The sequence below is a fragment of the Haloimpatiens lingqiaonensis genome, assembly GCF_901447495.1.
GTDB lineage: Bacteria > Bacillota > Clostridia > Clostridiales > Clostridiaceae > Haloimpatiens > Haloimpatiens lingqiaonensis.
Genome location: NZ_CABDWS010000154.1, coordinates 1 through 2,180, shown reverse-complemented (window position 1 = coordinate 2,180; position 2,180 = coordinate 1). Strand labels below are relative to the sequence as shown.

Genomic DNA, 2,180 nt, shown 5'->3' with positions numbered 1-2,180 from the left:
ATGTAATATCAGATGTATACAAAAATGATGATGAATACACAAGCACGGCTTTCCCAGATTTAAAAATAAATTTAAGGGATATATTTGAATAACAATTATAAGCAATACAAACTAACGGAGTGATGGGTGGCACTGCTCAAGAGGTGTAAATTTTAGCAATCAGAAAAAGAATTCCTTTTCACTACAACCTTTTTAAGGAACGATTCCCGGGGTCGTTACATAAACTGGAAGTTTATGTTTACTAACAACAATTCAGCAGATATTAGGGCATGAGAGCATAACTACCACAAATTTATATACACAAACACCTGAAAAAAGATATGGTAAAAGCACTTGAAGGCTTGGAGTGGTAAAAAAACACTCTTTTGCATATATTAATAGGGGAGGGTACTTCTATGTAGGAAAATTAGGGTGTCAGTAAATGATACACAAATTTTTAAAATAAAGTTTTAGTAAAGGAATAATATATGCATTAAAAAGGCATAATTACAGATAGAAATCTTCTTTTTTATATAATGCATTGTTTAGGGTATTCGCATATGATATAATTTACTTAAAATAGAATGGAGGGATGATGATGACAAAGATTGATAAAAACGAACAAAAAGGATTAACTCAAGAAAAGAAAATGATGTTTAAAAGCATAATTGGTAAAGCATCATCACCTAAAATTGATTTAAATAAAATAAGGGATGAATGGAAGTATGCGAAAAATTGATTTCAATGATGATTTTACGGGATTTGAAGATAAAGAAGATATATTAGTGGATACAGGGATTTTATTAGCTTTATTAAATGAATATGATACATGGAATAGTACAGTTAAAAATTTGTTTGATAATCATGTTTTTAATAATGACAATGTATTATTTCTTTATATAAATCCCTGTATTCAAAATGAACTTACAAATTTAATTAGCAATGGAAAGCCAATTGAATGGTATAAGAAGCAACATCCAAATTTTAAAATAACACAAGAAGAAATGGATGAGATTGAGAAAAAATCAATTGAAGCAATAAAATTTTTAATAGAGAATGAAATATTACTAATCTTAGATTCTAATAAGGAAAGTGCTGTACAACAATTGAAATTGTACAAAGAATTAGGAGCAGCTGATGCAGTAAATGTTAGTATAGTTAATGAATATGGTATTAGTTTATTGACAGTTGATAACAGATTAATAAATAATATAGAAAAAAATATAGACAAATTGGAGAACATACATAACTTGTATTATACAACTCCAGCATATAAAACATATTAAATATAAACAAGCTATTGCAGATAATGGCTTGTTTTTTTTGATTGGAGGGAAATGAGTGTTACCTGCCAGAAAAAGCCTTCCGTTTCACCCCAAGCCTTTTTCTGGCACTACCCCAGGGATGTAAATTTTACCAATAATTCAATCTACTTCAAAACATTCTCATACTCATAACAGGCATTCCCTAACAATGCCTGTTCTTAGCAACCAGAAAAAGTATTCCGTTTCACTATAACCTTTTTCTGGAACGATTCCTGGGGTCGTGACGTAAACTGGAAGTTTATGTTTGCTACCATTTACAGGCTGCGCCATGACTAATGGAAGAAAAGCTATACAAAGCTTTTTTAAAGAAAAAAATTTTAGTGAACTTATTTATAGATAGTTTTAGAATTTTGAATAAAAAGTTAACGGGATAAGTGCGACCTTTCGGGCTGCGGGCAAAGCCCTTTTGGAATAAAATTTTCAACTGAATTTATAATGGAAAAATTAAGAAATAAAATTGCCCACTTTAACTTGACACAAACTTTATAGTGGCGGAGCATTAAATTATAAACCATATATGGTATAATATTCTTGTATTTCATTTATCTATTAAAGTTTAAAATAGTTTATTAATAAATAATAGATTATAAATTAAAGATTATTGTAGCATAAATTCATAATGATTACTTATGATAAATAATTAACTCAACCTTTGCATATGAAAATTAAGTCGAAGGCTTGTAAAATCGATTTATAACCCAAAGAAACATTCCTTTGGGTATAATACAATTACTAAAAATATAACATCAAAGCAATTTGGTAATATGTCAAGAACAAAATAAAAGAAAAATGAAATGATTTCTTTAAAAAAGGGTAACCTTAACAAGCATACAGTCCAATAAGAATGTATGTTTGTATAATTATGAAATTTAATCT

The 2,180-nt window shown here is 28.4% G+C and carries 2 protein-coding genes; both read left to right on the top strand.

The window, feature by feature from the left end; all coding sequences use genetic code 11:
- Nucleotides 1–577 precede the first annotated feature (577 nt).
- Nucleotides 578–718, top strand: coding sequence for a hypothetical protein (locus FGK85_RS15460; protein WP_171011457.1), 141 nt, complete (start codon nucleotides 578–580; stop codon nucleotides 716–718).
- A complete protein-coding gene (locus tag FGK85_RS15020; protein ID WP_138207956.1) occupies nucleotides 705–1,265 on the top strand; it encodes an NOG1 family protein in 561 nt (186 codons plus the stop codon). The genes FGK85_RS15460 and FGK85_RS15020 overlap by 14 nt, the downstream gene beginning before the upstream one ends.
- The last annotated feature ends 915 nt before the right edge of the window (nucleotides 1,266–2,180 follow it).